Origin of the sequence: Shewanella sp. cp20, from assembly GCF_000832025.1 — a bacterium.
Classification (GTDB): Bacteria; Pseudomonadota; Gammaproteobacteria; order Enterobacterales; family Shewanellaceae; genus Shewanella.
This window is the reverse complement of sequence record NZ_JPII01000042.1, coordinates 21510-48044: the sequence shown is the minus strand read 5'-3', so window position 1 is coordinate 48044 and position 26535 is coordinate 21510. Positions and strand designations below refer to the sequence as shown.

Annotated in this window: 22 protein-coding genes and 1 pseudogene; all 23 read right to left on the bottom strand. The window is 56.4% G+C overall.

Annotated features, from left to right (window positions below):
- Nucleotides 1-3 precede the first annotated feature (3 nt).
- The 23 genes and pseudogenes from DB48_RS13865 to DB48_RS13755 all read right to left on the bottom strand — a co-directional run bounded on the left by DB48_RS13865 (nt 4) and on the right by DB48_RS13755 (nt 26533).
- Nucleotides 4-975 carry an HlyD family secretion protein gene (locus DB48_RS13865; RefSeq protein WP_041510827.1) on the bottom strand — a complete coding sequence of 324 codons (972 nt, stop codon included), beginning with the start codon at nt 973-975 and terminating at the stop codon, nt 4-6.
- Complete coding sequence (locus tag DB48_RS13860) at nt 965-2368, bottom strand: TolC family protein (RefSeq protein ID WP_041510826.1); 1404 nt, start codon at nt 2366-2368, stop codon at nt 965-967. Before DB48_RS13860 ends, DB48_RS13865 begins: the two co-directional genes overlap by 11 nt.
- 159 nt (nt 2369-2527) lie before the next feature.
- Nucleotides 2528-3976 carry a metalloprotease TldD gene (gene tldD / locus DB48_RS13855; RefSeq protein WP_041510825.1) on the bottom strand — a complete coding sequence of 483 codons (1449 nt, stop codon included), beginning with the start codon at nt 3974-3976 and terminating at the stop codon, nt 2528-2530.
- Nucleotides 3977-4017: 41 nt separating this feature from the next.
- Nucleotides 4018-4848, bottom strand: coding sequence for a carbon-nitrogen hydrolase family protein (locus DB48_RS13850; RefSeq protein ID WP_041510824.1), 831 nt, complete (start codon nt 4846-4848; stop codon nt 4018-4020).
- A complete protein-coding gene (locus tag DB48_RS13845) occupies nt 4772-9106 on the bottom strand; it encodes a YhdP family protein (RefSeq protein ID WP_041510823.1) in 4335 nt (1444 codons plus the stop codon). The genes DB48_RS13850 and DB48_RS13845 overlap by 77 nt, the downstream gene beginning before the upstream one ends.
- Nucleotides 9106-10608 carry a ribonuclease G gene (rng, locus tag DB48_RS13840; RefSeq protein ID WP_052813792.1) on the bottom strand — a complete coding sequence of 501 codons (1503 nt, stop codon included), beginning with the start codon at nt 10606-10608 and terminating at the stop codon, nt 9106-9108. The genes DB48_RS13845 and rng overlap by 1 nt, the downstream gene beginning before the upstream one ends.
- A 99-nt stretch (nt 10609-10707) precedes the next feature.
- Nucleotides 10708-11295: a Maf family protein gene (locus DB48_RS13835; RefSeq protein WP_041510822.1), complete on the bottom strand. Its 588-nt coding sequence runs from the start codon at nt 11293-11295 to the stop codon at nt 10708-10710.
- Nucleotides 11296-11297: 2 nt separating this feature from the next.
- Nucleotides 11298-11786, bottom strand: coding sequence for a rod shape-determining protein MreD (gene mreD / locus DB48_RS13830; protein WP_041510821.1), 489 nt, complete (start codon nt 11784-11786; stop codon nt 11298-11300).
- Nucleotides 11783-12664 carry a rod shape-determining protein MreC gene (gene mreC, locus DB48_RS13825; RefSeq protein WP_041510820.1) on the bottom strand — a complete coding sequence of 294 codons (882 nt, stop codon included), beginning with the start codon at nt 12662-12664 and terminating at the stop codon, nt 11783-11785. The genes mreD and mreC overlap by 4 nt, the downstream gene beginning before the upstream one ends.
- A gap of 133 nt (nt 12665-12797) precedes the next feature.
- The gene (locus DB48_RS13820; protein ID WP_011864209.1) at nt 12798-13847 is read right to left on the bottom strand and encodes a rod shape-determining protein; all 1050 of its coding nucleotides are present in this window, start codon (nt 13845-13847) and stop codon (nt 12798-12800) included.
- A 165-nt stretch (nt 13848-14012) separates the two neighbouring features.
- Nucleotides 14013-16162: pseudogene (locus tag DB48_RS20560) on the bottom strand (DUF6701 domain-containing protein).
- 544 nt (nt 16163-16706) lie between these two features.
- Nucleotides 16707-17144: a hypothetical protein gene (locus DB48_RS13810; RefSeq protein WP_041510819.1), complete on the bottom strand. Its 438-nt coding sequence runs from the start codon at nt 17142-17144 to the stop codon at nt 16707-16709.
- Nucleotides 17134-17931, bottom strand: a complete 798-nt coding sequence (locus DB48_RS13805; RefSeq protein ID WP_041510818.1) for a PilW family protein — start codon at nt 17929-17931, stop codon at nt 17134-17136. The genes DB48_RS13810 and DB48_RS13805 overlap by 11 nt, the downstream gene beginning before the upstream one ends.
- Complete coding sequence (locus tag DB48_RS13800) at nt 17931-18482, bottom strand: type II secretion system protein (protein WP_041510817.1); 552 nt, start codon at nt 18480-18482, stop codon at nt 17931-17933. The genes DB48_RS13805 and DB48_RS13800 overlap by 1 nt, the downstream gene beginning before the upstream one ends.
- Nucleotides 18472-18921 (bottom strand): type II secretion system protein, encoded by a 450-nt coding sequence (locus DB48_RS13795; protein WP_041510816.1) that lies wholly within the window; start codon nt 18919-18921, stop codon nt 18472-18474. The genes DB48_RS13800 and DB48_RS13795 overlap by 11 nt, the downstream gene beginning before the upstream one ends.
- 145 nt (nt 18922-19066) lie before the next feature.
- The gene (locus tag DB48_RS13790) at nt 19067-19585 is read right to left on the bottom strand and encodes a type II secretion system protein (protein ID WP_041510815.1); all 519 of its coding nucleotides are present in this window, start codon (nt 19583-19585) and stop codon (nt 19067-19069) included.
- Nucleotides 19586-19601: 16 nt separating this feature from the next.
- Nucleotides 19602-20108 carry a type II secretion system protein gene (locus DB48_RS13785; protein ID WP_041510814.1) on the bottom strand — a complete coding sequence of 169 codons (507 nt, stop codon included), beginning with the start codon at nt 20106-20108 and terminating at the stop codon, nt 19602-19604.
- A gap of 74 nt (nt 20109-20182) precedes the next feature.
- Nucleotides 20183-20797 (bottom strand): type IV pilin protein, encoded by a 615-nt coding sequence (locus DB48_RS13780; RefSeq protein ID WP_041510907.1) that lies wholly within the window; start codon nt 20795-20797, stop codon nt 20183-20185.
- A gap of 94 nt (nt 20798-20891) precedes the next feature.
- The gene (locus tag DB48_RS13775; RefSeq protein WP_041510813.1) at nt 20892-21383 is read right to left on the bottom strand and encodes a hypothetical protein; all 492 of its coding nucleotides are present in this window, start codon (nt 21381-21383) and stop codon (nt 20892-20894) included.
- Nucleotides 21384-21415: 32 nt separating this feature from the next.
- Nucleotides 21416-22633, bottom strand: coding sequence for a type II secretion system F family protein (locus tag DB48_RS13770; RefSeq protein WP_041510812.1), 1218 nt, complete (start codon nt 22631-22633; stop codon nt 21416-21418).
- A gap of 2 nt (nt 22634-22635) precedes the next feature.
- The gene (locus DB48_RS13765) at nt 22636-24396 is read right to left on the bottom strand and encodes a GspE/PulE family protein (RefSeq protein ID WP_041510811.1); all 1761 of its coding nucleotides are present in this window, start codon (nt 24394-24396) and stop codon (nt 22636-22638) included.
- Complete coding sequence (locus tag DB48_RS13760; protein ID WP_082035643.1) at nt 24393-25652, bottom strand: tetratricopeptide repeat protein; 1260 nt, start codon at nt 25650-25652, stop codon at nt 24393-24395. Before DB48_RS13760 ends, DB48_RS13765 begins: the two co-directional genes overlap by 4 nt.
- Entirely contained in the window at nt 25628-26533 is a 906-nt protein-coding gene (locus tag DB48_RS13755) for an ExeA family protein (protein ID WP_041510809.1), read from the bottom strand. The genes DB48_RS13760 and DB48_RS13755 overlap by 25 nt, the downstream gene beginning before the upstream one ends.
- Between the last annotated feature and the right edge of the window lie 2 nt (nt 26534-26535).

The window sequence follows — 26535 nt, the reverse complement described above, 5'->3', positions numbered from 1 at the left end:
GGCTTAACGCACCAGCAAGGTTGTCATGCCCACTCTCAGATCGGCGATCGGGGCGTCTGGCCGCAACTCCATCTCGAAGGTGCGCATATCGAAGTCGTGACCGCTCTCGGTAGAGCGCCAGGTCGCAAAATGGCCCATCACACCAATATGCTTGATGGTGAACGGATAACTGGCCCCCAATGCCGGAATCTCGACCTCGAGGGTGTCGCCTATCTTGTAGTTTTTAAGCTGATCCTCACGCACCTGAAAAACCGCCCAGGCATCCTGCATGTCGATAATGCTCACCACGGGGAATCCACTCGGCGCCAGCTCACCTGGCTGCAACAGGACTTCGCTCACCTCGCCGGCTCTGGGCGAGCGCATCTGGCTGTCGGCCAAAATGGCACTAACCTCTTTCACCGCCCCCTCGGCCATACGCGCATTGCCTTCGGCCGCGGCCTTGGTCTCTTCGCGGGCGCCCTCTTCGGCCATCTGATACATGGCGTAGGCCGCCTGCTCGGTATACTTGGCTGCCTGCCACTGAGTAAAGGCCTCGTCGCGTTTCTGGCGCGCCAGCACCCCTTCGCTAAACAACACCTCTACCCGTTTATAAGTGGTCTCGGCCAGGGTCGCCGCCGCCTTGGCTTTCAACCATTGCTCTTTCGACGCGGCAACCTGCTGCTTACGGGCGCCATTATCCGCCTCCTGCTGCAAGGCCTTGGCAGCATCGCGGCCCCCCTGGGCCTGCATCAGCTTGGCGTTGAGCTCGGGACTGTCGATGGCAAATAACAGATCCCCCTCGGCCACCCGATCGCCACGGCGCACCAGCACCTCGGCGACGCGTCCCGGCACCTTGGAGGAGATGTTGTATTCCCTGGCCTCTATCTGCCCCTGTAGTCGTTCGGGCATAGGGGTATGGGCTAGCTTTAATCCGTACCCGAGTAAAGCCACCAACACCAGTAAGGCGACAACGGCTAAGGCTCTATTAGTTCGCATTGACTCTCTCCTGGGCACTCGATGAGCGACCGATAAATTCATCTAACTGGCCACTGATGGCCATCAATCTGGCATAGGCCTGCACATAGCGGTACTGAGCCGCCAACTGTTGGGTCTGCACGCCGCTTAGCTTGAGCTCGGCGTCAACTTTCTCAATAGAAGTCGACAGCCCCTGACTGAAGGCGAGATCCCTCAGGCGTTTATTCTCTTTGGCGAGGGCCAGCGATAGGTTAAGTGACTCGGTCTCCTCTCTGGCCTGCTCGAGCTGGCGATAGCTCTGATCCAGCAAGAGGCTGAGATCCTGTTGGGTCTGCGCCTTGGTGTAGCGTGCCTGAAGCAAGGCACTGCGGGCGGCTTCGACCTTGCCGCTGCGTCCATCACGACTGATCAGCGGGATCTTCACCCCGACGCCGACCATCCAATCGGGCTCCATCTTAGCCAGCAGGCTATCGTCTTCATACAGGGTGTAGTTGCCGTAAAGGAAGACGGTGGGGTAATAACTGCCCTTCTCTACGTCGATAAGGCCATTGGCCTGGACTTCCTTGGCTTCCAGCAGCTTGAGCGCCGGGTGTGTCGTCAGGGTCAGCTGGCTTAATTGGCCTAAAGAGGGCGAGTTTTCCAGCATGAACAGCCTGGAGGCGGTATCGATATTCTCCCGATGTAACATGCGCGACAGGGCGATCTGAGTCATCTCCAGCTGACGCTTGGCGCTGGCATAGTCCACCCTCGCATTTTCCAACGCCACCTGGGCGTTGAGACGCTCGACCTTGGCGATCTGTCCCTGCTCCTCCAGCTTGACCGCATGCTCGGCATGCTCACTCAAGGCGTCCACCAGCTGGCCTCGGGTGGTCATCAGGGCATGACTCACCGCCACGCCATAATATCTGTCCACCAGCTTGACGAAGAGATCCCGCGTCGACAGCTGATGCTGCTGCTCCTTCTCGGCGACTTGCGCCTCATGGATCCCCTGCGCGGCGCTGATACGACCACCGGTATAGATGGGCCACATCGCCTGCAGGCTGGAGCGGAAGACATCCTGCTCGGTAAAAGGGGTAATAAACAGCGAGCCAGGAATGGCGCCTAGGGCGGCGCCGAGCGCCGGTGGCAGACTCGCGGGATCGAGACTGGCCAAGGGATTGAGATCCCTCAGGTCCAGCTCCAGGGGGTTCTCTAAGCGTGTGTAGCTGCCGTTGATCGACAGCGAAGGCAGGTTGAGATCCTCCCCGGCGGCTCTTTCGGCCAGGGCACGGTTAACCTCCTGCTGACTGGCCTGCAGCTTGTCGCTGACCTGTAGCAGCTGCTGCCAGGCCTCGCCAAAGGCGAGTTCTTGCGCCTGCGCCGCATGCCCCGCCAAGGTCAACAACGACAGCCAAACAATATGTGAATATCTCATCTACACCTCTAGAGCTAATACTCTACTTCCTTGGCAAATGTTAACACCCTATGGAGGCGTTGAGAAGCAGGCCTTGTTGACAAGCCTCTCTAGCGCCTTATCGGCAGCCTTCCCAGCAATCGCCGCTAACGCTCTCTACAGACAGCGAGATCCGGCTAACTAGGCCGTCCCCCCCACCGTCAAGCGGTCGAGTTTCAGGCTAGGCTGGCCCACACCCACGGGCACGCTTTGACCATCTTTGCCACAGACACCGACGCCCTTATCGAGCGCCAAATCATTCCCCACCATGGAGATCTGCCCCATGGCCTCGGGGCCATTACCAATTAGGGTCGCCCCCTTGATCGCCTGGGTGATCTCGCCCTTCTCGATGAGGTAGGCTTCGGACGCCGAGAACACAAACTTGCCCGAGGTGATATCGACCTGACCGCCGCCGAAGTTAGGCGCATAGATCCCCTTGTCGACCGACTTGATGATATCTTCAGGCGAACTGTCGCCGGCTTCCATATAGGTATTGGTCATGCGCGGCATCGGCAGATGCGCATAAGACTCACGGCGACCATTACCGGTTGAGGCCTGGCCCATTAGGCGGCCGTTGAGCTTGTCTTGCATATAGCCCTTAAGGATACCGTCCTCAATAAGCACTGTCTTCTGCGTCGCCACCCCTTCATCGTCTATGCTCAGCGAGCCGCGGCGATTTTCCAGGGTGCCATCGTCCACCACGGTCACCAGGCTTGACGCCACCTGCTGGCCGACCAGGCCGCTAAAGGCGCTGCTGCCCTTACGGTTAAAGTCACCCTCCAGGCCATGCCCCACCGCCTCGTGTAGCAAGACACCGGGCCAACCGGCGCCCAGTACCACAGGCATCTCGCCGGCGGGGGCATCTATAGCGGTCAGATTGACCGAGGCCTGACGCACGGCTTCACGGGCAAAGGCAAAACAGCTGGGCAGACCGTCGTCGCCCGACTCGAAAAAGACTTGATAATCATGGCGTCCGCCGCCACCGCTGGCGCCGCGCTCGCGCTTGCCTTCCTGCTCCAGCACCACACTACAGTTGAAACGTACCAGCGGGCGAATATCCGCCGCCAGGGTGCCGTCACTGGCCGCCACCAGGATCTCCTCATGCACGCCTGAGAGGCTGATCACCACCTGTATGATGCGCGGGTCCAGGCTGCGTACATAGGCGTCTGCCTGCTTGAGCAGTTCTATTTTCTTCACCTCTTCCATGGCGGCGATAGGGTCGGCGCTCTGATAGAGCGGCGTGACCTTCTGCTGTTTCCAGGCCTGCACACCACCGCTTTTGCCCGCCGCCGAGATGCCGCGAGCCGCCTCGACCGCCGCGCTAAGTGCCACGGGGGTGATCTCATCGGCATAGGCGAAGCCTGTCTTCTCACCACTGATGGCACGCACGCCCACGCCGCGCTCGATATGGAAGCTGCCTTCCTTGACTATGCCATCTTCTAACACCCAAGACTCGTGGCGACTGCCCTGAAAATAGAGATCGGAAAAGTCCACCTGATGCTGATGAATGCTATTGATATAGCCTTGCAACTGATCCAGCGACAATCCGTCTTGCAAGAGGCTCTGTTCTACTTGGGTTAAAAATGGCATTAATTCTCTCTCTATGGCGCCTGCATGAAGACGCGATTTTATTATCTCTTTAATTTGGGTGGCTCGAAACGATTGTGAGCGACCACTGGGATGTTACGACGTATCCCTTCTAGGGTCGCCAGGTCTATCTCTGCCGACAACCAGCCACAACCTTCGGGCTGAATAGCCTGCACCTCCCCCCAAGGAGAGATGACGCAGGAGTGTCCCCAGGTCTCGCGCCTGCCCTGATTGTGCTCGCCCCATTGAGCGGCCGCCAACACAAAGCACTGGGTCTCTATGGCTCTGGCCTGCAGCAAGGGCAGCCAGTGCACCCGCCCGGTCACCCGGGTAAAGGCCGCCGGCAAGACGATGATCTCCGCTCCCTGCAGACGCATGGCCCGAAATAGATCGGCAAACCTGATGTCATAGCATATCGCCATCCCGACCTTACCGAAAGGCGTATCGATAACGCTAATCGCCTCACCGGGGCAAAAGGTATCGCTTTCCCGGTAGGACTTGGTGCCATCGTCCACATCCACATCGAACAGGTGCAGCTTGTCGTAATGGCCTAAGGTCTCGCCGTTGTCGTCAAACAGATAGCTGCGGCTAAACACCCGCCCCTCATCCGCTAGGATAGGAATGGTGCCCGCCACCAGATAGATGCCATACTGCTTGGCCAAGGCGGCCAGGGTCTGCTTGAGTTCGCTGTCGGCATCATTGCCGGCATAGGCCAACTGTTGGCGCTCGTGACCACCAAACAGCAGGCAGCACTCTGGCAGCACCACCAGATGGGGGCGCTCACTACTCTCTAGCAGATCAAGCTGCTCGCGAATAAACTTGAGGTTCTCCTCGACGTCGCGACCACTCTGACATTGTAATAGGCTGACCTGCATCGCTTGGCTCCTTGTTCACCGGCTTTTCCTGTGATTCTTGCTGTTGCGGCGCCTGAGGTTGTTGCTCGACGGGCTGCAGGCCGGTCGGCGTCTCCTTAAACTCGGGCATGGCTTCGACCGCACTCTTAGGGATGGTGACACCCGATGGCATCACCTGCTCATCTGCCGAAACGGCCTCGGGCTGAGCCGCAGTCTCTTGTGGAGCCGCAGGCTGTTGCACCTGATTCTGTTCTTGTTGAAGCTGTTGTTTTGGCTCTTGCGCCTTTTTCTGTTTCGGCTCTTTCGATTCGCTCTGGGGCTTAGTCTCTGCGCCAGGCTGCTGTTCTGGTTGACGTGGCAAGACAGACTCGGGGATCTCTATCTCCTTGCTCTTACGCTCCAGCTCCTCGAGCTTAGGCTCTGACATGGTCCCCGTCAGCCTGAAGCGAATTTCCGAGATCACCTCGATCACCGGCTCCAGCACCTTGGTGAGGGCAAACGCGCCTAGGCCTAGGGTCCAACCACCTGTGCTGAGCAGCACCACGGTCGGCACGCTGGAGGCCAATTGCGGCACGAAACGTATGTCATAGTTGAGGCTCTCTGTGGTGAGGTCGGTATAGCCCCGCACCTTCATGTTACCCGCCACCGCATCCATCTCGGAATCTGTGGTCTTCACCACGCCGTTGTCCAGCTTGAGGGTACCGGTAAAGGCATTAAAGTAGAGTCCCTTACCGAAGACATCGGAGAAATCCAGCGACAGCTTACGCAGCAGGGAATCCAGGCTGAACAGGGAGAAGATACGCGCGCCCTTGTCGCTCACCTCTGACAGATGGCCCTTACCTAGCTTATAACTTATCTGGCCGTTGAGGGTCTCCAGCGAGAAGGCGTGGGGTGCTCCCTGCCAGGACAGCTCGGCCTGCAGATCCAGCGGCGCCTCCTTGAGACCCGGGTCTATGCCCAGCCGCTCGGAGACCTCATCGAACTGCTTGGCCTTGAGATCCACCTCAAACTCGGTCAGGTTCTGCCCCTCACTGTTCGACCAGGCACCCTTACCCTTGAGGGTGATCCCGGGCGTGGTGATGGCGATTGTCTGAATCTGATAGTCGCCATTCTTGGGGGTCGCCTGCAACACTAGGTGACCGAGAGACTTGCCGTGGACACTAAACTGATCCACATCCACCGCCAGCGGCGGCAGTATGCTAAGCACCTCGTCGCTGGCTAACTCAGACTCATCGCCTTGTGTCCTTTCGGGGGCAAAGTTAAACCGGCTCGCCACCAGCTTTAACCCCTGGGTCGACCAGTCGGGATAGAAATCGACCCGGCCGCTAAATTCGTTTGCGTTCCCCTCGAAGCGCCAACCATGCTCTGTGGGATAGGCCTCCAGGCTCAACTCGGTCAGCGGCTGCCCATAGAGATTTAACTGGCGTACCTGGCCATCCACGGCGATCAAGAGCGGGAAGAAATGGCTCTTCTGAGGTGCTTCTTCTGCCTGCAGCAGCGGGGTTTCTTGTGTTTGTTCTTCAAGGGCCTGACGCATGGCGGCATCTAGGGAGGATTCCAGCGCGGCGTCCCCCATGAATCCCTTGATGATGGGGAGCCAGGGGGCAAACTCGGTGGCCGGCATGTCCAGCTGTAGATGGCCGGCCTGACGCTTGAGTTGATCGCCGGGCTTAAACAGGCGTCCCAGCAGCAGGTCGAAGTGCGCCAGATGGTCGCCCGACTGCTCGTCGAAACCGCCCCAGAACTCCATCTGATCCCCAAGCTTGGCGCCCAGAGAGGCCTGCTTGTTATCGCCGATAAGCTCGAAGGAGAGCGCTCGCTGACTGTCCGCCGTCTTGGCAAACTTACCCGGCAGGCTGAGCTCGACGCCCTGCATGTCGCTCTTCACCTGCGCCTGAATACGATAGCCTAGCTCATCGAAGATCAGCGTCATGGCGCCCTGCCAATCCAGCTCGCCGCTATAGTAATCCTTCAGCGGATTATCCAATGACGGTGGGAGCGAGGCCAGTGCCCACTTACCCTGCATATCCAGGTTCAGGCCATAATTTTTGTTGCTCTTACCGGTATCGAAGCTGAAACTCACGGGTTGCTCAAACAGACGCGCCTGTATCTCCTCGCCCGTCACCACATCGTTGGCAAAATGCACCACACCGGTTACGCCCTCGAGCTGCACACCGGGCTGAGTAACATAAACGGGGGTGTCGTCGAAGCTTACCTGCCCCAATATCTGCGCTTTGCCGCCATGATAGAGGGGGATACTCAGATCCAGCTTGCCCGAGACATCGCCTTGCACCTGCACCACCTCGAGTGTCGCGCCAACCGTATCGGCCAGGGGCGAACGCAGCAGCACCTGCTTGGCCGCCTCACCCTGAGTGCGAAGATCCGCCTTCACCGTCAGCAGAGTCTCATGACTCATACGCGGAATGGCCACATGGGCGCCGTCAGCGGGAACATCCATTAACATCCCCTTGTTCACCCAGATATCCATAGCCGCATTTTCAAACAAGGCATCGAGACTCAGCTCGGTCACCTCGGGCCAATCGGGCTGAAACTGATAGCGAGCCTGATTGAGGGAGAAACCGGCCTGGAATACGCCGCTGTTGTCGTCATAAGGAAAATGCTTGAGGGCGCCGTTCCACACCACCTTGGCATCCTGGCTCTGTCCCGCCTTGATGGCGCCGCTGAGGTAATCGACAAGCGACTCACTCATCCCATGTTTCGGAAAATAGTATTTGGCCCTGGCGGCGTTTTTCACCTGTACGTCGGCCAGCAGATTTAGGCTGGCTTCGCCTGAAAAGCCAAACTTCATCGCCGCGTCGAGATCCAGATCGGCGTTATAGAAATGCAGCTTAGGCGCAACCAGCGCCGCCTCGCCCATGGCGTATTTAAGCGTAAAGGCATCGCCGTCGAGCGACAGTGGCGCCTCGAAGCCGCCATCAAAATCCAATCGATAATGCTGCTCTGGCGCAGACAGATAGAGATCGCTGCCCTGGATGCCGAGCATAAGATCGATTGCCTCGGCCCCCGGGATGGAACCACTCGCCTGCCAGGCAAACTGAGTTAACTGCGCCGACAGGGCAAAGCCCTGCTGCTCGCCATAACCCAACTTGAGCTGCTCTATGGTGCCACTGGGATCCATCGTCTGCCACAGGTGGAGGCCATCGAGATCCATGCCGGGCACTAGTGGCAAGAGGGGCAGCAATACCTTGGCATCGAGTTGATTAATATTGGCCATCAGCTGGTCGTCACGCTTACGCGCGCCAATATGCAGCACCGGCCAGGCCTGGCCATTGGTCACAAAGGCCAGATCTGAGCTAGTCAGTTGCCAACCCGAGACTTGCGGCTGCCAGTTGAATTGCCCGCCCTGTATCTCAAATTTTTGCTGCTCGCCCTTGAGCTCCCATTGCAACCAGCTCGGCTCGAAGGCGACCGTCGCCGCGGTAAAGGCTCGGTTGGAAAATTCGGCCCAGGCCTGCAGGTTCACCACGCCTTCTAGAGGCAGCTTCTTACCCGAGGCATAGGGGTTTTCCTGGCGCGATGCCCATTCGCCCAGATCCAGTGAGTTGGCCGCCAGATAGAGCTGACCGGTCAAAGACTCGGGGCTATGGCCATCGCCACGAATATCGACGGCGAGAGAGAGACGCTCGACCTCTGAGGCCCGCTCGTCGAGAAACAGCGCCCCCTCGGCCCTGTGTCGCCCAGCTAAGTTACGCCAGCGCAGGTCCCTGATATGAATAGGCCTGAACTTATGGGAACGACTGATCAGCTGCATGGTCACATCTGTGATGGCGAATCGATCGAACTGCTCCAGCATCAGGGCATAGAGCCAATCGGTATTCTGCTCCACCACAGGAGCATCGCTGCTCTGCTCGCCCTTGCCGCCCTGGCCGACGCGATCCAGATCCAGGGCAATCTTAACCCCTTCGAAGATCACATTCTCAATTTGCGGCGAGGCCGAGACCAGGCTGTCCCAGAAATCCAGCTTGAGATGGACATTATCTATGATGAAGGTGACCGGCAGATTCTCCTGCACGGGCAACACCAGATGCTTGATGGTCACCGCCGGGCCGAACGCCTGCCATTCGGCGGTCAGCTCTGACACTTCGACCTTCACCTGATACTGTTGGTAGATATAGCTCACCAGCTCCTGACGGACCTGATCCAGCTTAGGCAGCAGGCCTCTGAACAGGCTGACACTCAGGGCGAAGAGCACCACTATGATGGCGATCATCTGCCAACATAGGCGGCCGAAGGTGCGGGGACAGAATGGGCGGGACACTACATTATCACCACATCGAATTTGTTTTGCGCGTACATGGGCTCGTTTTGCAGACGCACATGCTTGCCGATATAGGCTCCTAGCTCTGCCACCAGATGACTCTCCTCGCCCGTGAGGCTGTTATAAACCGTGGGGGCGCAGTAGACCAGGAACTCGTCGGCATCATAGCCGCGGTTGAGGCGGATGATCTCGCGGAAGATCTCATAAGAGACGGTTTCGACTGTCTTCAGGCTACCGGTACCGAAACAGGCCGGACACTCGCCACACAGCACATGCTCCAGGCTCTCGCGAGTACGCTTACGGGTCATCTCCACCAGACCTAGGCCCGAGAAGCCGCTGACATTGGTCTTCACCCTGTCGTTGGCCAGTGCCGCCTCTAGGGTACTGAGGACACGCTTCTTATGATCTTCATTCAACATGTCGATAAAATCTATGATGATAATCCCCCCCAGATTTCGCAGGCGCAATTGGCGGGCGATGGCGTGTGTCGCCTCCAGGTTGGTGTTGAATATGGTCTCTTCAAGGTTGCGATGACCGACGAAGGCGCCTGTGTTGATATCCACAGTGGTCATGGCCTCGGTCTGATCTATGATCAGATAGCCGCCAGACTTGAGCTCCACCTTGCGCCCCAGGGCGCGCTGCACCTCGTTCTCCACATCGTAGAGATCGAAGATGGGTACCCGGCCGGAATAGTGTTCTATCTTGTCGGCGATCTCGGGCATAAACTCCTGGGTAAACTGCAGCAGCTCCTCATAGGTCTGACCTGAATCTACCTGGATCTGATCCAGCTCTGTACCGACGAAGTCGCGTACGATACGCACTGGTAGGGCGAGATCTTGATAGAGCAGCGAGACACCGGGACGCTTACGACGCTCACACACCTTGGCCCAGACCCGGCGCAGGAAGGCCGCATCCTGAACCAGCTCCTGCTCGCCGGCATTCTCGGCGGCGGTGCGGATAATGAAGCCGCCATCTTCGTCGACGAAGGGCTCGGTCAGCCCCTTGAGACGGGCACGGACCTCTTCGGACTCGATCCGTTGCGACACGCCCACATGGCTGGAGCCCGGCATGAACACCAGATAACGTGAGGGTAAGGTGATATCTGTGGTGAGGCGCGCGCCCTTGGTGCCCAAGGGATCTTTTACCACCTGCACCATGATGTCCTGGCCCTGACGAACCAGCTCGGCAATATCACGCACCACGAAGTTGCCCTTCTCGATATCCGCCACACACTCGGTATGAGGCACGATATCTGAGGCATGAAGAAAGGCCGCCTTGTCCAGGCCGATATCCACGAAGGCTGCCTGCATGCCTGGCAGCACCCGGCTGACCTTGCCCTTATAGATATTGCCAACCAGGCCACGCTTCATGCGGCGCTCGATATGCACCTCTTGCAGGATGCCATATTCCACCAGCGCTACCCGCGCCTCGGTCGGCGTCACATTGATCAATAACTCAGAACCTATCTTTTTCTGTACTCTGTTTTTGACTATGTGACTCATGCTTACTCACTTAAATATGATTAATGCATTAACGGCCCCAGTGGACCGTTAATTTTAGAACAATTTACACCTAAATGGCTCAATCTACTGGGTAAAATGCTAAATGGATAACAGCTTCATCTCGGCCAGCAGCGCCCGGGTTTCCACCAGGGGTAGGCCCACTACCGCCGAATAGCTGCCATCTATGGCCTCGACGAAGCAGCCGCCCAGGCCCTGAATACCGTAGGCACCGGCCTTATCCATAGGCTCGCCGGTGGCGATATAAGCCAAGATAGCCTGTTCTGTTAGGCCGCAAAATTGCACTTTAGTTTCAACTAATCGAGACAGGGTCCGCTGACCATCGGTCACCGCCACCGCCGTCATCACACTATGGCGCTTACCAGAAAGCGCGCTAAGCATCTGCCTGGCGTCTGCTTCATCCTTAGGCTTACCTAAGATAGCCCCCTCTAATACCACTATAGTATCTGAGCCCAGCACCACGGCATCCGCTTGCCCCCACAGCGCCAATCCGGCATTGGCCTTCTCAATCGCCAGACGCACCACGAACTCTGCGGCACTTTCCCCGGCCCTATGGCTCTCATCGATATCGGCGGCCAGCGCCTCGAAACTAAATTCAGCTTGGCCCAGGCCGACCTGCAACAGCAGCTCACGACGACGGGGAGAGGCAGAGGCTAATACCAGTTGCATGATTATCTCACTTTATAAATACGACGAATGCGTCTCAGCATCCAAAATACCCAAGGCCAGATGATCAGGCTCGACAGGGCTGGCAGGAACAGGCTGGCATCGAAGCTGGCCACATTCACCACAAACTGTGTCCAGAACACCAGCAGATGGTGCAGACAAACCAGGCTAGCCACCATCAGAGCCTGCTGCCACATGGGGAAGTTACGCAGCCGCTGGAAATGCAGCACCACCACATAGATCACCAGCGACATGGAGAGCGCGCGTATGCCAAGATGTGCCCCCAGCAAGATATCCAGCAACACGCCCAGTAACCAGGCAGATAAGATGTTATAACGGTGCGGCAGTGCCATCGCCCAGTAGATCATGACCAACAGCAACCAGTCGGGACGCCAGGGTTCGACCAGGCCGGGCAGCGGCATGATCTGAAACAACATGGCCAGCAGGAAGCTTAGCCAGACCACCCAACGTCCATGGGGAATATGCATGCTCATGGCGTCTCCTCCGCTTTAGGCTCGTCGGCTTTAGGCTTGGCTTGAGGCTCGCTCAATTCACTCTGGTTGCCGTCTGGCCAGATCAACAGCAGATAACGAATACGGTCCAGCGCCGCCAGGGGCTGGGCGGTTACCGTGGCATAGCTCTGGCCATCATCACGCTCGACCTTCATGATACGCGCCACCGGGTAGCCCTCGGGGAAACGTTTACCCAGGCCTGAGGAGACCAGGAGATCGCCGACCCTGAGATCAGTGCTCTTCGCCACATGGCGCAGCTCGAGCTCATCGAGCTCACCTATACCCTGGGCCACCAGGCGGACATCGTTGCGGGTCACCCGCACCGGAATGGCGTGAGTCACGTCTGAGATCAGCAGTACCCGACTGGTCAGCTCGCTGATCTCCACCACCTGGCCGACGACGCCGTGGGCATCCACCACCGGCTGACCGACGAATACGCCGCTACGGGCGCCATGGTTGAGTACCACATAGTGACGAAAGGGATCGCTGGCCACCTCCATCACCTCGGCAACCATCTTCTTGGAGTCCATATGCACCGGAGAGCCAAGCAAGGCGCGCAGACGATCGTTTTCCTGTCTCAGGTGCTCGAAACGCTGCAGACGCTCGCTCATCAAGAGTTGCTGCCTGAGCAGCTGCTTGTTTTGCTTGGCCAGCATGTTGCGGGTAGCGATACTCTCGGCCGACCAATCCAGCACGACACCGGGAATATTGGCCACGTATTGTAAGGGGCTGAGCAAAGAGGAGATAGATTGGCGAACCGGCTCCAGCCTATCGTTGGCCACCAGTAAGATCACCGACAAAACGATTGCCAATGTGAGCCTGAATTGATTCGAAATACCGCGGGCAAAAATAGGTTTCATAAAACACTTAAGGCAGCGAACCCGGTACCCGCTTTACCCTTTCACCTTGTGGTGTCGGGGCGGCGAGCCATCAGTTGCTGTGTCTCGCCCGGAGGATAACCAGAGTCTTGCTGCCTATTTTATTTGGGCCGAATTAGTTTTCGTCAGAGAAGAGATCGCCACCGTGCATGTCGATCATCTCAAGTGCCTTACCACCGCCACGGGCCACACAGGTCAGCGGGTCGTCGGCTACCATCACTGGGATGCCTGTCTCTTGCATCAACAGACGGTCAAGATCACGCAGCAGGGCGCCACCACCAGTCAGTACCATGCCGCGCTCAGAGATATCTGAGGCCAGTTCTGGCGGAGACTGTTCCAGTGCAACCATCACGGCGCTGACGATGCCAGACAGTGGCTCTTGTAGTGCCTCGAGGATCTCGTTGCTGTTCAGGGTAAAGCTACGTGGTACCCCTTCGGCCAAGTTGCGGCCGCGCACTTCGATCTCCAGCACTTCGTCACCCGGATAGGCGGTACCTATGGTGTGCTTGATACGCTCGGCCGTGGCTTCACCGATCAGGCTGCCATAGTTGCGGCGCACATAGTTGATGATGGCGTCGTCAAACTTGTCACCACCGATACGCACAGATGATGAGTAGACCACGCCGTTTAGCGAGATGATAGCCACTTCGGTAGTACCGCCACCGATATCCACTACCATAGAACCAGTCGCTTCCGATACCGGCAGACCGGCACCGATTGCCGCCGCCATCGGCTCTTCAATCAGGTAGACTTCACGAGCACCTGCGCCCATGGCCGACTCACGAATCGCACGACGCTCGACCTGAGTCGCTCCCACTGGCACACATACCAAGACGCGTGGGCTTGGACGGAAAACGCTGTTGTTGTGCACCTGTTTGATGAAATGCTGCAGCATCTTTTCGGTCACATAGAAGTCGGCGATCACGCCGTCTTTCATTGGACGTATGGCCTGGATGTTGCCCGGCGTACGACCCAGCATCTGCTTAGCTTCTGTTCCCACGGCGGCAACCGATTTTTGGCCGCCGCTGCCGCGTTCGCCTCGAATTGCAACAACCGAAGGCTCATTTAACACTATGCCCTCTTCGCGAACGTAAATTAAGGTGTTAGCCGTACCCAAATCGATCGAAAGATCGTTAGAAAAAATGCCACGCAGCTTCTTGAACATGTAACCAGCCTGTCTCAGTGGAGTCGGAAAAATAAAAATCAGGTAACTTTATCAATGCCCCCCGCATTCCACAAGGATATTATGCTGATCCTTAGATAAATATCTGTTCATCATTGGCCCTAGTGTCAGCCTAAGTGAACACTCGCTCAGCAATTGGTAGATCGGCTATTTCACTTCCCGCCAATAGATGATCTTATCGTGTCCACGATAGGTGCCAAAATAGGCATTTGCCCTGGGATCAAACAGGGTATCTTCGGCGTTCTCCAGATAGTTCCAGTATCCCTTGAGCCAAGGTTCAACATGCAGTTTCAGGGGCAGCTCGCCGGCCTGATTGGGGATGGCAAAGTAGAGGTTAGCGACGCCGTTAACCAAGGCGCCACTGCGCAGCGACAATCCGCTGTCGCTATAGGCCTGAAGATCGGGGAAGCCCGAAGGTAGGACGCGATACAGACCAGAAGTTGCTGTCTCGCCGGCATCTAAGGAGGTCTGGGTATTAAATACCGAGCAATTGTCGTCGCCATTGAGTGTCCAAACCGGCGCGCCAGCAGTCACACTTGAAACATATTCGCTGCGTAGCGGCAGCCGCAGGCTCTCCGACTGAGGACCATAGCCGTTTTCCAGCACCATGCGGCCATAGCGCAGCTCGAAGGCCTTACCATCACCGATATTGCTAAAGCTAAAGCCGCGGCAGGCGGCCGTGGCGCTGTCTTGGTAACAGATGCCATCTTCATCGCTGACATCCAACGCCGACAAAACCAGATCGAACTTGGCGTCGAAGGGCGCCAGTGGCGTCTGGGTACGCTGATAGCTAGGCTCGGCGCCGATTAACTCGGCGACATTGGATGAGCCCCTATAATTGACTTGGCCAGAGAGTGCGGGCGCCTGACTGTCGCCAATCACAGCAGACCCTGTGCTGTCTTGATAGCTGCGTTCAGCCCACTGGTTACGCTCTGCCTCATCCCTATGTTTGTAGCGCCACCAATCGCCGAGCTGGTAATTGCTGGTCACCTTATCCTGGGCATTTAACCCCGCCACCTCAATGTTTGGCTCGTCGCCCGTTTTAAAGCCGAAGGGCTGATCCAAATAGGTGAATGTGCCGCAGCTCTGGGCTGCCTTAGGGATATTGCCCGTGATGCCTAGGTAGGCTGGCGTGAAACGGCCAAACACCTGGCTGCTAGACTGGCTGGCGGGAATCGTCACGCCCTCATAACTTACATCCGCGCCAAGCTTCACCTGCATGGTGCCCACCTCGCTCCAGCTCTGATCATCGACGATCTGGGCACTGGCGCCTGATGATAACGAGAACGCCAGACTATCACGGCCTAACACGCCATTGACCCCTGTCTCGGGCGCCACCACCTGAGAGACCACAGACAGGCCAGCATGTTCGAAATTTTGCAGCGCCGTGTTGCCACCGAAATCCTTGTCATCATCGCTCGCCAACAGGCGGCCGTTACCTGCATACTAAAGGTCTCACCCGCGGCGGCCAGCACCTTACAGCCTGCGTCATAGGGATCGCCGGCATCACAGCGCGAATTTGCCGCGACATTGGCAAAATGAAAACCGGCAGGTGCCGAGGTAAAACTATCGCTATGGGTGAGCACCAGAGTCTCAGTGCCGCCCGACGGCTGATTCACTGTATGCCGATATTCGGCAGAGAGTGTTACTACGCCCGCCTCGGGATAGTTGGCCGACAGGCTCGCCACCCCTTCGCCGTTGAAATGCACCTGCATTGCCTGAGTGCCGCCACCATCGATAGCTACCGAGCCGGTCGGGGATAACAGGCTGTTCAGGGTAAGCTTGGCGGGATTATTGGCCACAGCAGGACGCAGATAATCGAAACCGAAATTAACAGTCTTGGTCTGGTTGGCAAACAGAGGCTTACACTGCTGCGTCTGAGTATCCTTGGTCACCGCAAACAGGGTGAAGCTGCTGCCCGTCTTACAGGCTGTACCATCGGGCACATCGAAATAGAACCCGGTATCGGCAAAATTGAGCAGACACAGGTCATTGTCCACCAAGGCGCCGTCGATATAACAGCGATAGGGCGCGGCTGGCGCCGTGGTGCCCAGCCCAAGGCGCACGCTGCCGCCGTCAGGGTGCCACACCTGGGTTTGAGTCGAACCGGTAACGCTCACATCGGCGTATTTTTCCTTATTCTTAATCAGCTGGACGCTCGAGGTTACGCTCGCCTGAGTCGAACAGTCATCGTTGACACAGGCCCGCAGCAGTATGTCTTTGGCCGCACAGCTTAGCGCATCCGAGGTAAACTCGAGTCGATAATGATCGACACTCACCCCGCCCTTATCACACATGCCACCGAAGTCGGCATCATCCACAGCACCCAGGTCGACATCCGCACCACCATTGCCGCCAAAACTCAGGCTCCCCCCTGATGCGATGGCGCCATCTATCCAGGCATTACCGCTGAAGCTAACATCACCAACAACATAGAGAATGCCGTTGACATAGTTCTGTCCGGCAACAGAGAGATTGCCCCTGACATAGATGATCAAATTTTCAGCTTTGCCCGAAGCGTTAATGCTGGCATTGTTCATCGACAGGCTATCGAAGTAGAGACGAGCCGTTTTCCCCGTGGTGGTTATCACAGAGCGGTTACCAAAATTCCCCGTGGCAAAGTCATAATCACCCGGCGCAAACTGCGGACTGCGCTCCGTACAGCTCCCCTTAAAGCAGTTTAGATTGCCGAGTCTAGGCCCAATATCATCGGGTGGCACCAAACCAGGATTATGATTGCCCGTCGGTGGGTCGGTAAAGATCTCATCACACTGAGGTACGGCGAGAACAGCCGTAGAAAAAACCAGATAGAGTAGGCAGCCCAAGAAGCACTGAAATAATTTAGTCACGGGCTTCGACCTCCACCTTACGATTGACACGCAGACAGGCCTCGCCATCACAGCTACCCACGGCGCAGGTCGCCTCACTACCGATAAGATACTGGGTCACGCTGTCGTTCCCCGCCCCCACAGTGGTCTGACTGCAGCTTAATACCACGCTGCAGCCATGAAATCCCACCACATCAGGCGGCGCCCAGCTGGCAGAGACGCTAGCGCAGCCCACCACTGTACCGCTTAAGGGAAATAGCTGCGCCAAGGCGGCATCGGCGCCGCTGTTAGCCGCGGCGAAGGCGCGGGTTGCCAACACCTCAAGGTTTACCCCCTCGTCGGCATCGCTGACGATATTGATCAACGCCGCCGCCATCAAGAACATCACGGTAATGATGAAGATGCCAATCACTAGGGCGCTGCCTCGCTGCCTAACTCGATTAGGGAACATTGATCACCTGCACCTGATGTTGATATTGAAAGGTCTGGCCGTTCACCTCGAAACGGGGCGACAGCTGCACCACAGCATTGTTAACTAGGGTACCCGACGTGTATTGAATCGGCGCCTCGCTGCCGAGATTATTCACCACATGCTGGCCCATCAGGGCGCCCGTTCCCATCTGTACAGGGATCGGCTGGCTGGTCTGAATCCCATAGCCGTCGTAGCGCCTGATGTCGCCGCTACTCAAGAAACAGTAACTCACGGCGCCATTGACCATGAAATAACGCCGCTGGGGCGATGCCTCATCGAAACGCAGCGCATTATTAAACTCGAGCCGATTACCGCTCAACTGCTTGATAGCGAAGATACGTCCCTGTTTGGTCGATGGACTGTCTTGGTAGAGCTGATCGGGCGATAGCGGATAGACCACTATCTTGTGGGCTAGGTTTACTTCCTGCGCCGGCAACATGATGCTGCCGCTGTCAGCCGCGCTGTCTGGCGCAATCGGCAGGCTGATATAGCTGGCGCTGGCGCTAATAGGCATAAACTCTATGCATTGTGCATCGCTTGACTTGTCCACCCGGATGCTATTTGGCAGGGCATTACGCAGCTCACGGGTCATGCGTTCAATCACGAAACGACTCTGACTCAACACCTGATCCACCGAGCTGGACTCGACGAAGATACGGGTGCCCAAGATGACGAAACTGCTCACCCCAACCACCAGGATGCCGAGTATGATGATGACGGTCACCATCTCCACCAGGGTGAAGCCCTTGTTAGTTTGCAGCTGCATCAGTAGTTACTCCGCAGTGCATGGTAGGTGATCACCTCGCCACTTGGGGTGGTCACATTGATCGCCACCAGCTTGCTGTTCTTGTCGCTGCCGGGATAAGTGACGCTCACCGATAGCTGGTAGTTAATATATTCCTTAGCATAGGTGCGATCCGAATTCAGCATCTTGCTAGCCTGGGTCAGGCCATGGTAGTCATCCACGTCACGATAGGCGTTGCGCGTCAGGCCGTCAGGGCCAAAATCAGCCTGGTCGGTACAAGGCAGTCCGGCGGGCAAGCCAAGATCTGGCCGCGCCGCAGCGCCGCAGGCGGGCACGCCGCCATTAGGGTTGGCATTCTGATCGTAGCGCTTGCCCCAGATCTCGTTAAGCAGGGAGTGAGCCAGCTCGGCAGAGCGTACTCTGTGTAGTGTCTCGGCGGCGCGATCCGCCTGGGGGAACAGCATGCTGGTGAGCATGACCAGGGCGACGCCTAGGACTATCATGCCTACCACCAGCTCGATCAGGGTAAAACCAGAGGCGCGCCTTGATGCCTTGAATCTACTAGCGTCCATGAATATACCCCTGGCTCTCGATAGTAAGATCTAAGGTTTCATCGGCGGCGACCTTAATGGTACAACCCGACGCGCAGCTTCCTGTCACCCGACCATCGCGATCGAATGTTAGGGTAAAGCTGTTCGCCCCACCTAGGCTCAGGCTTGTCTGCCGGGGGAGCGACTGGGCATTGCCTGTGACCGTCAGGCTATTGCAGTCGGCGCCATAGATATCGGCGCGATAGGCCGCTTCTGTCACACTCACCTTGTAGCAGCGATCCAGGTTATTGAGAGCCATCAGCTGTACCCGTCTGAGTTCGCTAATCAGTTCGTCTCTGAGGGTATAGGCGCTGTAGCTTGAGGCGGTAAAGAAGCGCGGCAAGACCACCACAGAAAGAATGGCAATCAAGATGATGGTTGTGACCAGCTCTACAAGGGTAAAACCTTGTTGTTTATTCATCGACACCCCAGCTGCAACACGCTGATAGCGTTAAACTTTCTAATAACCTACAGAGTATGGCAAATATTGCCATCGATTTCAGTAATTAGTCTCACTGCAGAGACAAAAAAGGCCTGCAATGCAGGCCTTTAGAAACGTAACAGGCTTAACAACCTGTAACGACTGTATTGACAGTAATTGCGCCGTAAGCTGTTAACCCATTTACATATTGCACATAACAAGTGCCTGCATCTTGGGCATCTATAGGACTTTTTTGTCCCTGAGGATAGAAGTAGATGCTTTTAGCATCTGCAGCAGGAACATATAACCACTCAGCATCGGTGCCAGAAGCGGCAGCATTAATATCTAACACATTCTCTAAGCTATTAGTCCATACAGGTGTCGCATGACCATAGTTCAATGCCACTGTTGTACCCGCTGCATCTACCTTTACGGTCGGTGCAGGAGTTGCGGTACTTGCTTGAGTTTCGTTGCCTGCAATCAATGATTTAGAATGCACTAGGCTGTCAGCTCCTTTTATCGCCGCTTCCAATCCAGAGACTGTCGATTTACGGGCATCACTCTGCAAGTTGATAAACTTAGGTGCGGCGGTCACCGCCAGAATCCCTAAAATGATAATAACCACCACTAATTCGATCAGTGTAAAACCTTTCTGTTGATTCATTTAATATTCCTATAATTTAACAATTTGAAGTCGTTGGCATGGCAGCAAATGTAGGGCCAGCACTGGAACTTGTCGCTTGGGTATATTCCAACTTACAGGCTGCTGGGGCCCCTTTTTGCCAAATGGTAACCTTTGAAGTCTCCTCTTTGATGATCCATTCATCGGTTGCCGTTGTGGATGTTGGCTTACCATCTGCACCAGCAGCGAAAGTAACGTCTAACCCATTCTCAAAATCTGTTTCAGTTGCTTTCATGTAACCATAAACGATATTTATATCTGTTCCTGTACCTATATCTAAAGTTTCAGCACCACCAGTGCCCCCTTTTTCTTTTCCGGCAATAGCTGCTTTGGAATAGACTAAAGAGTTAGCACCTTGGATCGAGGCCTTCATCCCTTCTAACGCAGAAAGGCGCGCATCGCTCTGTAAGTTAATAAACTTAGGCGCAGCGGTCACGGCCAGAATCCCTAAGATGATGATCACAACCACTAACTCGATCAGCGTAAAGCCGTTTTGCTTCTTCATGTCGTACCCTTGTTATTGTCGCTTATGCTAACTTATTTAAAATTTTGTCTACCTCGCCAGGGCAAGGGACTAGATCAATTGGTAAAGCTGAGCACCTGGCCTGTGCCTGGGTTGTACAGTATGCCTTTGGCATTGGCGGTCGCCAGATCCGGTGCTGGTGTCGGCACCCCTGTGGTGGTGTTTAATACCAAAGAGGTCACCTGATGGTAGACACAGAGATCTAAGTTGCTCACCTGAGTCCCATCTATGGCTACCCCATTACCACCGGCGCCATCTAATACCCGCGCGGTAAAACGCTGATTACGGGCATCCTGATTAAAGAGCACGTTACGCGGTGCGCCCTGCAGAATGTTCTGAAATACCTCCTGACAGGCGGCATCTGTCATGCCTGTCGCACTGACGATACCACTTCCCGAGGTTAATCCGGTTGGAAAACCGAAACGGGTATCGAGAGAGATCTGGGTGCCATCTAAGACCACATTGGCATTGTTACGTCCATCGACTTCCCACTGTGAGCGCACGAAGCTTACCGCCGTGGCCAAGCCACCGGCTACACCATCTACGCTAGCATCTTCGGCATCGTCGGTCACATTTAAAAAACGGGGAATCGCTGTGGCCGCCAGTATGCCCAGGATCACAATAACGATCACCAATTCGATCAGAGAGAAACCACTCTGGTTCACTCCCATGTTATGGGCTCGCATTTTCATAAAAATCTCCCTTAGATAATCCTGATAATTCTAGCAGTTACAGCAAATTATAAAACCTTAGAAGTTGCTAAATTCAAAGATCAGTCAAAAAAATAACACGCCCGCTATTGAGTTGATAACTCAAACGATCACCATTATTAGCAATATAACTACAAACCTCTCCGACCTGGTCGGCCTGTGTAACAATTTTGGCTAAATCGTCGCGCCCACCCAACAGCTGCCACCAGAGGGTCTTGCAACTCTCCTGGGTTATCTTGTCTAAGGTTGGCCACCCCTGATCACTCATCTTGATCAGTGGCTGCTCGCCGCCCCTCAATTCCATCGCAGTGGACCAATCCAGATGCATCTCAGCTGGGCGTCCCTGCACCAACCATTGCGATCGCACCATGGCCAATACATTCAGCAGGCGACTGTGCTCCAGCCTCAAGCCTTGGGAGGAGACCTGATCGACCTTGGCAAAATAACCGTAACCCAGCACGCCTAGGATGAGCAAGAGCACCACTATGGCCACTATCTTGCCGTAGGCCTGCATCAGCTCGCTGTCGACCCGTGTCTGGTTTTCCATCAGCACAGCTCCCGGCTCAAGGCTGCCATGGGTTATCCCCCCTTGACCACATTGAGCATATCCCACATCGGCAGGTAAATACCCAGCGCCAGGATGAGGACGATCACCGCCACTATGCCAATGAGAATCGGCTCCAGCTTGGCGGTCAGGTTCTTAAGGTCGTAATCAACCTCCCCCTCATAGAAGTCGGCGGCATCGTTAAGCAGCTGATCTATCTGGCCAGTTTCTTCTCCCACGGCCACCATCTGCAGCACCAACGGGGTAAAGAGCTGGCTCTGATTCGACACCCGCAGCATGGACTCGCCGGATTCTATGCCCCGGCGCATGGCCACGATGCGATCATGCATGTAGGCGTTATCTACGGCATCGGCCACCAGGCTTAAAGCCTGTGTCATGGGCACGCCCGCACTCAGCATCATGGAGAAGCTGCGACAATATCGCGACAGGGTCGAGCGCTCTATGATGCTCCCCACCGCCGGGATCTTCAGCTTCCATCTGTCCCATTGCTGCTCGCCTTTCTCTGTGTTGTGCCAGTAGCGGATGCCCACGAAGCCCACCACCACAGCGATAAGCAGCAGATACCAGTAGTTGACGAAGAAATTAGAGGTGCCGATCAACAGCTTGGTGGCCCAAGGAAGATCGGCGCCGAAACGGGCGAACAGATCGGCAAACTTAGGGATCACCATGATGTTGAGCACCACCATAGCCAATGCCACCGCCATCAATACGAAGACAGGATAACGCATCGCCGCCTTAATGCGCCTGCGGGTCTCCTGCTCACGCTCGATATAGCCAGAGAGCTGGATAAAGGCATCTTCCAGCTTACCCGTGTTCTCCCCCACATGAATCATGGAGACAAACAGGGCGTCGAACACATCTGGGTGGTGGTTCATCGCCGACGACAGGGGGCGACCCGAGATCAACTGCTCTGAGATATCATTCAGGGCATCCTTCATCCGCTTAGAGTGAGAGCTCTCGGAGAGGCCGGCAATGGCGCGCAGAATCGGGATACCTGAGCGGGTGAGCGAATACATCTGCCGGGTAAAAATCTGCAGTTCATCCAGGCCGACCTTGCTCTTAAACAGGCTGCCGAGCTGAAACTCCCGTGCGGCCTTGGCCTCCACCAGCTCAAGGGGGATCACGGCGCGAGACAGCAGCTGATCGGCGGCGGCGCTCTGGGTGGTCGCATCGAGTCGACCACTGACCGCCTTGCCCTGTGCATCACGTCCCTTGTACTGATAGACAGGCATAGTTAGCCCTCAATCTCATGTTGATGGATCATCTCCTGAGAGATAGGCACCTGGGCATCGCTGGCATCTTCAATAAGCTTGGCCACCTCTTCCATAGTGGTCATGCCCTCGGCCAGGTAGTTGAGTGCCGACTCCGCCAGCGGGGTAAAGTTAGGGCTCTGGTAGGCAGCCGTCGCAAACGCCTGGGGATTACCACTACGCATCGCCTCAATCATCTGCTCATCCAGCTCCAAGATCTCAAATACCCCGATACGGCCACGATAGCCACTACCGTTACAGCTCTGACAACCTGTGCCGATACGGAACCTAGCCTGGCTAAAGTCACGGCTACTGATGCTACTCAGCCAGGCATGATCCGCGGCGCTGGGCTCGAAGGGCTGGGCACAGTTATGGCAGACACGGCGCACCAGGCGCTGGGCGATGATCACCCTAAGTGCGCTGGCCACCAGGTAGCTGGCGGCGCCCATGTCCAGCAGACGCAGGGCAGAGGTGACCGCATCGTTGGTATGCAGGGTCGATAGCACGAAGTGACCTGTCAGTGCGCCCCTAAGGCCAATCTCCACCGTCTCTTGGTCACGCATCTCACCCACCATGATGATGTCGGGATCCTGACGCAGGGTGGTACGCAGTACATTGGAAAAATCCAATCCTATCTTATGGTTAACTTGTACCTGATTGATACGCGGCAGCTGATATTCCACAGGGTCTTCCACCGTGATGATCTTGCGATCTGCGGTATTAAGCTCGCTCAGCACGCCATATAGCGTGGTGGTCTTACCGCTACCCGTAGGTCCTGTAACCAGCAGCATGCCGTGGGGGCGCTTAATCTGTTTACGCACCCGCGCCAGTATCTCGGCAGGCATGCCCGTCTCATCCAAGGTGAGCAGACCCGCGGATTGGTCAAGCAGACGCATCACCACAGACTCGCCATGATAGATAGGCATGGTCGACATACGCACATCTATCTTGTGTCCCTTGATCTCCATGTGGAAGCGGCCATCCTGGGGCAGTCGCTTCTCCGAGATATCCAGGCCAGCCATCAACTTGAGACGCAGCACCAACGCCGAGGCGATATTCACTTCCTGCAGGGTATTTTCCTGGAGCTGACCATCGATACGCTGACGGATCCTTAGCACCTTGTCGCCTGGCTCGATATGAATATCCGACGCCCGCATCTGCACCGCATCTTCGAAGATCGACTGCAGCAGCTTAACCACAGTGGTTTCGTTATCGCTGTCGGCATCGGTCAGGCTCGCCAGGTCGAACTGGTCGTCGGCGGCATATTCCTCCTCCAGCTTACCGGCGATCTGCGCGATCTCACCGGTGCGGCGATACAGGTTATCGAAGGCCTCCAGCAGCTGGGTCTCGGTGACAACGGCTATCTGGATCGCCTTAGGCGCCAGCAACACCTCGATATTATCCATCGCCTGCAGATCCGCAGGATCACTCATGGCCACCAGCACATGGTCGCCATTATCTTCCACCGCCAGGGCGCGATAACGACGGGCCTGCACCTCGGGAAGAAGGTTCACCACCTGTGGTGGAATCGCCCGGCGACTGATATCCAGGAAGGGGATATTCAGCTGCTGCGACAGAAACTTAAGTAGCTGCTCCTCGGTGATACAGGAGAGATCGATCAGGGTGCGTCCCAGCTTCTTGCCGGTATTTTTCTGCTCCGCCAGGGCCTGGCCCAGCTGCGCCTCGCTGATAATCGCTTCCTGTACCAATAAGTCGCCGAGGCGCATCTTTAACTTGGGTTTCACTCAATATCTCCTAACTGCGCCAGTCGCTGCTGAATAAAATCGCTGGCCTGCTGCGACAAGCCAGGTAAGCCTAGGGCCTGACCATAGGCCTGCTTGGCGCCGGTATATTTTTGCTGGGAATCTAAGGCATAGGCCAGCCCCATCCACCACTTGGCCTGATTGGGTTCGACCCTGGCCAGGCGACGATAACTCTCTTCGGCCAGGGTAAATGCCGCGGCCTGCTGGGCCAAATGACTCTGCATCACCCACTTCTGCTTGGCGAGCAGGTGATCATCAGGGATCTTGTCAAGCGCCGCCAATGCCCCCTGGCTATCACCCTGTGCCTGCAGCACCCTTGCTAGCATGAGGGCGTAATCGAATTCGCCTGGATAGAGGGCGAGCCCTTGTTCCAGCACCTTGTTGGCCTCACCCAGCTGCCCCTGACCATAATAGAGGGCCGCCAGATGTTGACGCGCACCGTGCAGCGCAGGATTCAGGCTTATCGCCTCACTAAAGTCCTTCACCGCCTGGGCGAGCTGGCCGCCCTCCTGGGCCGACTTGCCCTGACTAAAGCGCTTCTCGGCCAGCGCCTCCGGGGAAAGCTTCACCTCGGTCACCGCCATGGTGCCAGTCTGTTTTACCGCCTTAGCACTCGATGCCTGGGCCTCTGCGGCCGCCTGAGGTTTTGCTACTTGCCTACTTTCGACGACAGGCTTGCTCTCAATGCCAGGCTTATTTTCAACGACAAGCTTGTTCTCGACGCTAGGCTCTGTATTTGAAGCTGTTTTAGGCTTAGTTTTGAGCTCTGCTTCAGACTCAGCTTTTGATTCTGGAATCGCTGCGGCCTGGGTCGTTACTAGCCCAGTCGGCACTTTGCTAGCTGAGGGCTCTCTATGAGCTGAGGGCTCTTGTCTAGCTGAAGGCTCTTTACTCGCCAATGGTGCTTTACTCGCTCCAGGTGTGGCTTCAGACGAAGCGCTGTCCACCAGCGAAGTGCTATTCCCTGTAGCGATCTCCTGAGTCAATGCCTGATTATCCTGTTGCAGCGCCAGGTTGGTGCGTGCGAGCACCGCATATCTATCCCACGCCAGATAACCCAGAGCCAAGAGTAACAGCGAGAGCAGCCCGAGTAGCAACCAGGGCAGTCGCGACTGAGGCGCCTGACGATATTGCAGCGGCGGCACCGGCAACTCATCCAGTCCATGGGGCTGCTGGCGCTTATCTAAGTCTTTGAGCATGGTGTTGATGACGCTCATGCCAGCCCCCTGGCTAACCATAGCCACAACGCGCCCAAGCACAGCGACACGGCCCCGGCGGTGCCCAGCCACCAACGGGGAAACAGCCCCTTGTCGGCGTCCTGAGTATCCTTGATCGCGCCCTTCACGTGACAGAGATTCACCCTTGCTGCACCCTCACCATAGGCCAGCAGCAGAGCCTTATGGGATAAGATATTGATGAGTCTTGGAATTCCTCTTGCGGCGCGGGCGATGCGTCTGCTCTCATGTGCGCCAAATAGCCCTTCGCCGCGATACCCGGCTACCTCTAATCGGTGAGCCTGATAGGCACGGGTCTCGTCGGAGGTCATGGCCCTCAGTTGATAACTAAAAGTAATACGCTGCCTGAGCTGACGAAACTGCGTCTGCTGCAGACGGCTATCGAGCTCCGGCTGACCAAACAGCACCACTTGCAGCAGCTTGCGGCTCTCCGTCTCCAGATTGGTGAACAGCCGCAGCGCCTCCAGACTCTCATCGGGCAGGGCCTGAGCCTCGTCCAGCACCAGGACGATGGAATGGCCGTGGGCACTGAGCGCAATCAACTGCTGCTGAATCAGCGTGGTGAGGCGCTGCTGATCCATATCGGCGCTGTATTTGAGACCAAGTTCCAAGGCCAGCGCCCAGCGCAGCTCGCAGGGACTGAGATAGGGATTGGGTAGATAGGCGCAGTGAAAACGCTCGGGGATATCGTTGAGTAACTTACGACAGATCAGCGTCTTACCCGTACCGACCTCGCCGGTAACCTTGATAAAACCCTCGCCCGTCTGCAGGGCAGTTTGCAGCACTTGTAGCGCCTCGACATGGGGCGCCAAGCCGAAGAAGAAGCCGGTATTTGGCGTCAGCGAAAAGGGCGGCTGCGCCAAATGAAAGTGCTGCAGATACAAAC

What these genes read in the sequence shown, in the direction of transcription:
- DB48_RS13865 (WP_041510827.1), bottom strand. Translation starts at nt 975, where the DNA reads ATGCGAACTAATAGAGCCTTAGCCGTTGTCGCCTTACTGGTGTTGGTG.
- DB48_RS13860 (WP_041510826.1), bottom strand. Translation starts at nt 2,368, where the DNA reads ATGAGATATTCACATATTGTTTGGCTGTCGTTGTTGACCTTGGCGGGG.
- tldD (WP_041510825.1), bottom strand. Translation starts at nt 3,976, where the DNA reads ATGCCATTTTTAACCCAAGTAGAACAGAGCCTCTTGCAAGACGGATTG.
- DB48_RS13850 (WP_041510824.1), bottom strand. Translation starts at nt 4,848, where the DNA reads ATGCAGGTCAGCCTATTACAATGTCAGAGTGGTCGCGACGTCGAGGAG.
- rng (WP_052813792.1), bottom strand. Translation starts at nt 10,608, where the DNA reads ATGAGTCACATAGTCAAAAACAGAGTACAGAAAAAGATAGGTTCTGAG.
- DB48_RS13835 (WP_041510822.1), bottom strand. Translation starts at nt 11,295, where the DNA reads ATGCAACTGGTATTAGCCTCTGCCTCTCCCCGTCGTCGTGAGCTGCTG.
- mreD (WP_041510821.1), bottom strand. Translation starts at nt 11,786, where the DNA reads ATGAGCATGCATATTCCCCATGGACGTTGGGTGGTCTGGCTAAGCTTC.
- mreC (WP_041510820.1), bottom strand. Translation starts at nt 12,664, where the DNA reads ATGAAACCTATTTTTGCCCGCGGTATTTCGAATCAATTCAGGCTCACA.
- DB48_RS13820 (WP_011864209.1), bottom strand. Translation starts at nt 13,847, where the DNA reads ATGTTCAAGAAGCTGCGTGGCATTTTTTCTAACGATCTTTCGATCGAT.
- DB48_RS13810 (WP_041510819.1), bottom strand. Translation starts at nt 17,144, where the DNA reads ATGTTCCCTAATCGAGTTAGGCAGCGAGGCAGCGCCCTAGTGATTGGC.
- DB48_RS13805 (WP_041510818.1), bottom strand. Translation starts at nt 17,931, where the DNA reads ATGCAGCTGCAAACTAACAAGGGCTTCACCCTGGTGGAGATGGTGACC.
- DB48_RS13800 (WP_041510817.1), bottom strand. Translation starts at nt 18,482, where the DNA reads ATGGACGCTAGTAGATTCAAGGCATCAAGGCGCGCCTCTGGTTTTACC.
- DB48_RS13795 (WP_041510816.1), bottom strand. Translation starts at nt 18,921, where the DNA reads ATGAATAAACAACAAGGTTTTACCCTTGTAGAGCTGGTCACAACCATC.
- DB48_RS13790 (WP_041510815.1), bottom strand. Translation starts at nt 19,585, where the DNA reads ATGAATCAACAGAAAGGTTTTACACTGATCGAATTAGTGGTGGTTATT.
- DB48_RS13785 (WP_041510814.1), bottom strand. Translation starts at nt 20,108, where the DNA reads ATGAAGAAGCAAAACGGCTTTACGCTGATCGAGTTAGTGGTTGTGATC.
- DB48_RS13780 (WP_041510907.1), bottom strand. Translation starts at nt 20,797, where the DNA reads ATGGGAGTGAACCAGAGTGGTTTCTCTCTGATCGAATTGGTGATCGTT.
- DB48_RS13775 (WP_041510813.1), bottom strand. Translation starts at nt 21,383, where the DNA reads ATGGAAAACCAGACACGGGTCGACAGCGAGCTGATGCAGGCCTACGGC.
- DB48_RS13770 (WP_041510812.1), bottom strand. Translation starts at nt 22,633, where the DNA reads ATGCCTGTCTATCAGTACAAGGGACGTGATGCACAGGGCAAGGCGGTC.
- DB48_RS13760 (WP_082035643.1), bottom strand. Translation starts at nt 25,652, where the DNA reads ATGGTTAGCCAGGGGGCTGGCATGAGCGTCATCAACACCATGCTCAAA.